Origin of the sequence: Kitasatospora putterlickiae, from assembly GCF_039527695.1 — a bacterium.
Classification (GTDB): domain Bacteria; phylum Actinomycetota; class Actinomycetes; order Streptomycetales; family Streptomycetaceae; genus Kitasatospora; species Kitasatospora putterlickiae.
The window spans coordinates 1-7,187 of sequence record NZ_BAAAKJ010000426.1; the positions used below are offsets into that span (position 1 = coordinate 1).

6 protein-coding genes and 4 pseudogenes are annotated in these 7,187 nt (G+C 71.7%); 3 read left to right on the forward strand and 7 right to left on the reverse strand.

Annotated elements, in window-relative coordinates; translation table 11 throughout:
- Positions 1 to 428, reverse strand: a pseudogene (locus ABD308_RS35305) (hypothetical protein); the annotation flags it as partial.
- Positions 429 to 540: 112 nt separating this feature from the next.
- Here ABD308_RS35305 and ABD308_RS35310 point away from each other — a divergent pair.
- Positions 541 to 1,143: a TetR/AcrR family transcriptional regulator gene (locus ABD308_RS35310; RefSeq protein ID WP_344344107.1), complete on the forward strand. Its 603-nt coding sequence runs from the start codon at positions 541 to 543 to the stop codon at positions 1,141 to 1,143.
- Positions 1,144 to 1,278: 135 nt separating this feature from the next.
- A complete protein-coding gene (locus tag ABD308_RS35315) occupies positions 1,279 to 2,343 on the forward strand; it encodes an SDR family oxidoreductase (protein ID WP_344344109.1) in 1,065 nt (354 codons plus the stop codon).
- A 448-nt stretch (positions 2,344 to 2,791) separates the two neighbouring features.
- Here the strand turns inward: ABD308_RS35315 and ABD308_RS35320 are convergent.
- From ABD308_RS35320 to ABD308_RS39815, 4 genes and pseudogenes are all read right to left on the reverse strand, one after another.
- Positions 2,792 to 2,947: pseudogene (locus ABD308_RS35320) on the reverse strand (IS256 family transposase); the annotation flags it as partial.
- A 112-nt stretch (positions 2,948 to 3,059) separates the two neighbouring features.
- Entirely contained in the window at positions 3,060 to 3,653 is a 594-nt protein-coding gene (locus ABD308_RS35325; protein ID WP_344344111.1) for a P-loop nucleotide/nucleoside kinase family protein, read from the reverse strand.
- Positions 3,650 to 4,455 (reverse strand): annotated as a pseudogene (locus tag ABD308_RS35330) (IS256 family transposase); the annotation flags it as partial. The gene ABD308_RS35325 and the pseudogene ABD308_RS35330, both read right to left, overlap by 4 nt.
- A gap of 12 nt (positions 4,456 to 4,467) precedes the next feature.
- Positions 4,468 to 4,656: pseudogene (locus ABD308_RS39815) on the reverse strand (IS982 family transposase); the annotation flags it as partial.
- Positions 4,657 to 5,045: 389 nt separating this feature from the next.
- Between ABD308_RS39815 and ABD308_RS35335 the strand changes: the two are divergent.
- The gene (locus ABD308_RS35335) at positions 5,046 to 5,834 is read left to right on the forward strand and encodes an SDR family oxidoreductase (RefSeq protein WP_344344113.1); all 789 of its coding nucleotides are present in this window, start codon (positions 5,046 to 5,048) and stop codon (positions 5,832 to 5,834) included.
- On the opposite strand, the gene ABD308_RS35340 is transcribed toward ABD308_RS35335, so the two are convergent.
- A complete protein-coding gene (locus ABD308_RS35340) occupies positions 5,802 to 6,455 on the reverse strand; it encodes a class I SAM-dependent methyltransferase (protein ID WP_344344115.1) in 654 nt (217 codons plus the stop codon). The genes ABD308_RS35335 and ABD308_RS35340 overlap by 33 nt on opposite strands.
- A 105-nt stretch (positions 6,456 to 6,560) precedes the next feature.
- On the reverse strand, positions 6,561 to 6,800 hold the full coding sequence (locus ABD308_RS35345; protein WP_344344117.1) for a hypothetical protein: 240 nt from the start codon (positions 6,798 to 6,800) through the stop codon (positions 6,561 to 6,563).
- Positions 6,801 to 7,187: the final 387 nt, after the last annotated feature.

Below are 7,187 nucleotides of genomic sequence, written 5' to 3' on the forward strand. Positions count from 1 at the left end.
CTCGCGGGAACATCCAGACCCAACGCCGCCCACCGCGCGGCGTCCTGCACACCCTCGAAACGAACCGTGGCCTCGACACGGAAGTCGTTGAGATGACGACCGAAGGTGATCCGACTCTGCTGGTTCACGTCGGTGGAGGCGCCGACGAGGCGGCCGTTCTCCACCTTCCAGGCGCCTGCCGCGATACTCCAGCCGACGGGGAGGGCGGGGGTGTTGAAGCGCTCGTCGACGACGACCTCGCCGGGTGCGGGGGCGGCAGGGGCGGGGATGGGGTCTGCGGGGGCAGGGGTGGGGGCTGCGGGGGCGGCGGCCGGCGCGGACACGAGGAGCGCGGCGAGCAGGGCGGTACGGCCGGCGTGACCGGCGCGGCCAACGTGACCGGCGCGGCCGTCCTGTGGACCTGCGGTCGACGCGCGACTCTTCGTCATGGGCGGAACGGTAGGCGATCAAGGCCCGGGCGCGGCAACTGTCTCCACATCAAGTCGGGCCCGGCCAGATACCCGTCGACAAAAATATGCAGACCGGTCTACAGTTTTCCGCATGGGAGTCAAAGGCGAGGAGACTCGCGCCCGGCTGATCGCCGGCACCCGAAGCCTGATCGAAGCACACGGCTACTTCGGTACCGGCCTCAACCAGGTCGTGGCGGAGAGCGGCGCACCGCGCGGTTCGCTCTACTTCCACTTCCCCGAAGGCAAGGACCAACTGGTCGCCGCCGCCCTCGCCCAGGCCGGCCAGGAGGTCGAGGACCTGCTCGCCGCGACCGTCCGCGAGGGCGCCGACACGGCCACCGCGCTCACCGCCCTGACCCAGGCCTTCGCCGACCGCCTCACCCGGTCCGGGTTCACCAAGGGCTGCCCGATCGCGACCGTCGCCCTGGAGGTCGCGGGCGGCAACGAGGGTCTGCGCCAGGTCTGCGCGGAGGTGTACGCGGGCTGGCAGCGCGTGCTCGCGCAGCGCCTGACGGCCGAGGGCTTCGAGGCGGCCGAGGCGGACGTCGCCGCCGGCCAGGCGCTCGCGCTGCTGGAGGGCGCGGTCCTGCTCGCCCAGGTACGCCGCTCGGTGGAACCGCTGCTCGACGCCTCCCACGCCGTACGTCACCTGATCACCGCGCACGCGAACCGCGCCCCGCAACCCACCCGCTGACGCCGACGCGGGCGAGCGCCGACCCGGCGCTCGCTCGCCCGAGCCTGCCGCACCCAAAAAATATGCAGACCGGTCTACTTATTCTTCTCGTTGCGCCAAAAATATGCAGACCGGTCTACTGAATCGGAGCCCACCATGAGCACCGCACCGCCGACCACCCTCGTCCTGGGCGCCACCGGCTTCCTCGGCCGCTGGCTTGTCCTCGAACTCCTCGGCCGCGGCGAACCGACGGCCGCCGCCATCCGCCCCGGCACCGCCCGCGACCGCGAACTCCGCCACTGGCTACGCGCACACGGCGCCGACGACCGCCCCCTCACCACCGTCGCCGCCGACCTGACCCTCCCCGGCCTCGGAATCACCCCCGAAGACGACGCCCGCCTCGCCGAGGTCCGCGACGTCCACAACCTCGCCGCCCTCTTCCGCTTCGGCCTCGACCGCGCAACGGCACACACCGCCAACGTCGACGGCGCACTCACCGCCCTGCACTGGGCCGCCGGCCGCCCGAACCTGCGCCGACTGGTCCACGTCTCCGGCTACCGCGTCGGCCGGGACACCACACCCCGCCACCCTCTCCCGCCCGCCGAGACCGACACCCTCTACGCCCGCCTCGGCGCGTACGAGGCCTCCAAGCGACTCGGCGACGCCGCCGTCCGGGTGACCGCCGACCGACTCGGCGTCCCCCTCACCACGGTCAACCCGAGCACCGTCATCGGCCACTCGATCACCGGCGAGGCCGGACAGTACCTGGGACTGGCCGCACTGGTCCGCCAACTCTGGTCCGGCCGCCTGCCACTACTGCCCGGCACGGCCCGCACCTTCGTCCCGGTGGTCGCCATCGACCACCTGGCCCGCTTCCTCGCCGCCGTGCCCAACCACGACACCGACCCGGCCCACACGCACACCGTCCTCGACCCGGCCACCCCTCCCCTCCCCGACCTGATCACCCTCCTCGCCAACCACCTGGGCGTCCGCCCACCCCGGGGCCGCATCCCGGTAGGCATCGTCCGACGCCTCCCCCGCAGCCTCACCGGCGCCGACCCGGAGACCCTCACCTTCCTCTCCGAAGACCGCTACGACACCACCTCCGCCGACCACCTCGCCCACTCCGCCAACCTCCACCACCCACCCGTATCCGACCTCCTACGCCGCTGGGCCACCCGCCTGGTAGCCGACAACTTCGGAGCCCCCACCCCCTCCTGACCCCCATCAAGGCGCCCCCGCCCCGCCCAAAGATCAGCAACACCCAACTCCCGACAAGCCGCAGAAACCCACCACCCAAACAGACCCCCGGCTCTCCACTCACGCAGAAGTGGCCCTCTCACCCGCATCGAGGTTGACGCCCACTCCCTCACGCTCGCAGGGATCAGCTGGACCCCATCGCCGGCCCCCGGTAGCCATGGAGAGCCATCCCCAACGTGTGCGGGGGGCACAGTTCGTGAGCTGGGGGCCTTTCCGGCGGCGGGCCAGAATCCTGCACGTTGTTGAGAGTCGGATATATCCGACCTCTGGGATATCTCGGCTGCGCGAGAGAAGCCTCTCCATGTTCGGTCGAGGTGGTTAACCACTTGTGTGGCGTAGGAAGTCGGCCGATCCGACTTCCTACGCCACCCAAACGGGGCTGCAGCCCGTCCGGCCGACGAGCAAGGCTGCTCTCGTCCCGCTGGTCAGCCAACTCGGCCATATTGGCGTTGACCTCGGCCTCCAGTGCGGCCGCCAGCATCCGGCGCGCGCCCTCCCGGACGATCTCGTCCAGCAGCGATGCCCCGCCAGGGGTGGTGCCGTCGGCGTTGACTACGGCGAGCACGGACGTGCCTTCCCGACCGACGCGCCCACGTCGGCCTAACTCGGTGACCTGCCGATCGATCACAGGGAAGGTATGTCCTCCCCTATCGATCCACAGGTTCCGAGCATTGCTCTCAAGCATTGTCAGTACTTGTGATCGTGGACTGGTCGTCAGCGGTTGACTGCTGGGTGAGCGTGGCGAATTCGACGATCCGGGCCAAGGACGGCTTCCAGTCCTGTGTGGTGTCCACGACCAGGCAGGGAACGTCGAGGGCAATCGGGACCCACGACTCGATCGGCCGTTCTCCCTCGGCGATGCGGCGCAGGAGATCGGCGTCCGCGTGAACAGCGCGCGAGGGCACTTCGGCAGCTCGGCGGGTGATGCGCACGCGGGCGCATTCGGGGTCAACGACGCAGCGGATGACGCGGATGCCGGCCAGGTCCACCAGCGGTTCGAGGCCCGGACGCCACAGGCGGTCCTGGAAGGCCGCCTCCGCCACCAGGCTCGTGCCCGACTTCACGAGCTCACCAATGGTGCGGAAGAACGCTTCCAGCGTTTTCAGGTCCAGGTGATCGGCGGGATCGGCGCCGGCGGCGACCATGCGTTCCTTGATCTCGTCACGGCATACCGCCGGCCAGCCCAGCGCGTCGGCCAAGGCGTGCGCCAGCGTCGTCTTGCCCGCCCCGGGCGGGCCGCTGACGGCGATCAGTGTCGGATGCCGCATCATGCCGCCGCCTCGCGCTCGACCGGAAAGACATTCCCGAACCGGGCCCCGGCGCGGACCAGGGGGACCAGGTGGGCACCGGTGATCGCGCGCCGGCGGGCCTGGGCAGACTCGACGAGCTCGAACACCATCGCCAGGGCCGCAGCCGGGCCGCCCGCGCCGCGGGTGACCTTGGTGCGGAGCCTGACGGTGGAGAACGTGGACTCGATGGGGTTCGTGGTCCGCAGGTGGATCCAGTGCTCGGCCGGGAAGTCGTAGTAGGCCAGCCGTTCCTCCCGGTCGTCGGTGATCTTCGAGACGGCCTTGGGCCACCTCGTGCCGTAAGTCTTCACGAACGCCTCCATCGCTTTCTCCGCGTGCTTTCGGTCCTCGACGTCGCAGATCTCCTGTATCGCCTTGGTCGCGCCCGGCTGTGCGGACTCCGGCAGAGCGTTGGTGACGTTTCGGGCCTTGTGAACCCGGCACCGCTGGTGGCGGGCGGCCGGGAAGGCCTCGGCCAAGGCCCTCCACAGGCCCATCGCTCCGTCGCCGACGACCAACTCGGGGTCCCGCACGCCACGCCGACGGCGGTCCCGCAGCAGGCCGGCCCACGACCCGGTGGACTCGCGCAGGCCCTCGGCCCGGGCGATCAGGCCCGGCCGAGCCGGACCTTCGGGTGCGCGCCGTCGGCCCACACGTAGACGCCGTCGGTCTGCGACAGGTCGCGCCGCTGGAAGCCGGCGTGGTCGTCCTGCCACTGCCTGGTCAGCCGGGTCACCGTCGCCACCGACAGTCCGGCCGCGCCGCCGAGGAACTGCTCCAGCGCGGAAATGCCCAACATGTGCCTGTTCGCGTAGCACAGCCAGCGGGCCTCGGAGTGGAAACCGAGCAGGCCTGTGCCACCGCCGGGCAGACGAGTTCCGAGTCGCTGAGCAACGGCGGCCTGCCCAGGGCACCGTGTTCCTCCAATCCCGTCATCGATCTTCACGTACAGTGCGGTCAAGAGGGTGTTCAGGTCGGTCGTCACAAGCTGATCTTGGACACCCTCGGCCCTTTGGCGGGCCAGAACTTCGGATCTACTCGTCGGGCCATCCCCGCGTGTGCGGGGAGCAGAGTTCGTGGACCGGGGGGCTATCCGGCTGTGGGGCGGGATTCTGCAGTTTGTTGAGAGTCGGGCATATCGGGCCTTTGGGATCTCATGCGGTGGGCGCATGAGAAGACTATCCAGGTTCGACTGAGATGGTGGACAGCTTGTGTGGCGTAGGAAGTCGGGAGGGCCGACTTCCTACGCCACGTTGAACGGGACGCACGTGGCGTCTGTGAGAGTTGGGCGCCGGGGTGGGGCCCTTCGCACCCGGTACGTCTGGGGAAGAAAGGGTTTGACGGTCAGTCGGACCAGGCGGACGATCGTGGGTCATGACGGTTGATGACGAACCAGTGCGGTCCGCCGCCTCCCGGCCCGTGGTGCTTGTGACCGGGGTCGGGCGGACGGTCGGGATCGGGGCCGGGATCGCGTGTCGGCTTGCCGAGGACGGGTGGGACGTCGCCTTCAGCTACTGGGCGCCCTATGACCGGCGGATGGCCTGGGGTGCCGAGGCGGGGGCCGCCGAGGCCGTTGAGCGGGCGTTGGCGGAGCGGGGGGCGGCGAGCGCGGGGGTGGAGGCGGATCTGGCCGAAGTGGGCGCGGCGGGGCGGGTGTTCGATGAGGTGGAGCGGCGGCTCGGTGGTGTGACGGCGCTGGTGCTGGGGCACTGCGAGTCGGTCGACTCAGGTCTCCTGGACACCACGGTGGAGAGCTTCGACCGCCACTTCGCGGTCAACGCGCGGGCGAGTTGGCTGCTGATCCGCGAGTACGGGCGCCGGTTCGCCGGGGCGGCCGGCAGTGGCCGGATCGTCGCGCTCACCAGTGACCACACGGCGGGCAACCTGCCGTACGGGGCGAGCAAGGGGGCGCTGGACCGGATCACGCTCGCGGCGGCGCACGAGCTCGCCCATCTGGGGGTGACCGCCAATGTGGTCAACCCCGGGCCGGTGGACACGGGGTGGATGACCGAGGCGGTGCGGAGCGCGGTCCTGGGCCGTACGCCGCTCGGCCGCCTGGGCACGCCGGAGGACACCGCGAACCTGGTCGCCTTCCTCTGCTCCCCCGAGGGCCAGTGGGTCAACGGTCAGCTACTCATGAGCAACGGCGGCTTGGCGAACTGACGGGGCGCCGGAGAGGACCAGCTCGGTCCAGTGGACGTCGGAGCGCCCGTGCAGGTCCGGGCGTTCGGTGTGCAGCAGGGGGTGCAGGCCGCGGGTGCGGGCGAGGGCGAGGACTTCGACGGCCGGAGCGTCGTACATCCGGCGGCCCGGCGGGACGGGGCCGTGGCGCACCGAGAGGAAGAACCGGCCGGCGGGGGCGAGCAGGGCGGTGAGGGCGTCCATGGCCGGCGGGCGCTCGTCGGGGGCCAGGTGCATCCAGACGGCGGTCAGCAGCACGACGTCGAAGCGCGCGCCCGTCGCGCCGAGGCGGGGCAGGGCGGGCAGGGCGTCGTCGACCCAGCGGACGCCGCTGTCGGCGTGCCGCCGCTCGCCTATCCGGCGCAGCTCGGCGGTGGGTTCGGCGGCGACCACCCGGTGGCCGAGGGCGGCCAGCGCGGCGGCGTCGCGTCCGCTGCCGGCGCCGATGTCGAGGACGTCGGCGGGCCGGGTCGGGAACAGGTGCAGGGCCTCGCGGTGGACCTCGGCGAAGGTGACGGCCTCGTACTGCGCCGCCAGCCGTTCGGCCTGCTCGCCGTAGCCGGCGGTGCCCGGCGGGCGGTCCGTGTCGCGTGCTTCCCCCATGACCGGCCTCCTCGCGGCGCGTACCGGCTCCCGGCGTCAACCGGGGCCGTCGCGGCCGTCAACCGGCCGGGTCAACCGTACCCCGGATGGCCGTCACGCTCGCGGTCAGGCCTCGCCCGGGTGCCAGGCGGGCCACTCCCAGGGGCGGTCCGCCCACTCGACGCGGACCGGGTCGCGGGGATCGAGGTCCGGGAACACCTGCTTGATCCTCGGTTCGAACTCCTCGGGGCCGAGCGGCTCCCAGCCGTGGCCCTCGAAGTGGACCAGCCGGTAGCGGCTGTCGGTGCGGAACTCGGCGACCTTGACCTGGGGCTTCGCCGTGCCGGACGGGCTGTTGGTTTCCATGCCCCCAGCATGTGGCGGACCTCCGGGGAGCGCACCCGGGGACCGGCAGGCAGCGTACGGCCGGGGCGTGAGGCGGGCCGGGCGCGCCCCGGGGCCCACTTCCGGGTCATGTCCCGCCGTCCGCGCGCTCGTTGAGCACGGCGAGCGGAGGCCCTGCGGCGGCGCCGGACCGGCCCCGTTCCCGTACGACCGGGCCGTCCGCGACGGGCGGGCCGCCGGGGAGCCGGAGCAGGCGATGGCAGGAGGACGAGGACATGAGCGGGCAATCGGCAGGCGGCTGGACTCCGGCGAACGGGACCCCGGCCCACGGGACCCCGGCGAGCGGGGGTCCGGCGAACGCGGTTCCGCCGCCGCGCGGTCCGGTGGTGGGCGGGCCGGTCTCGGGCA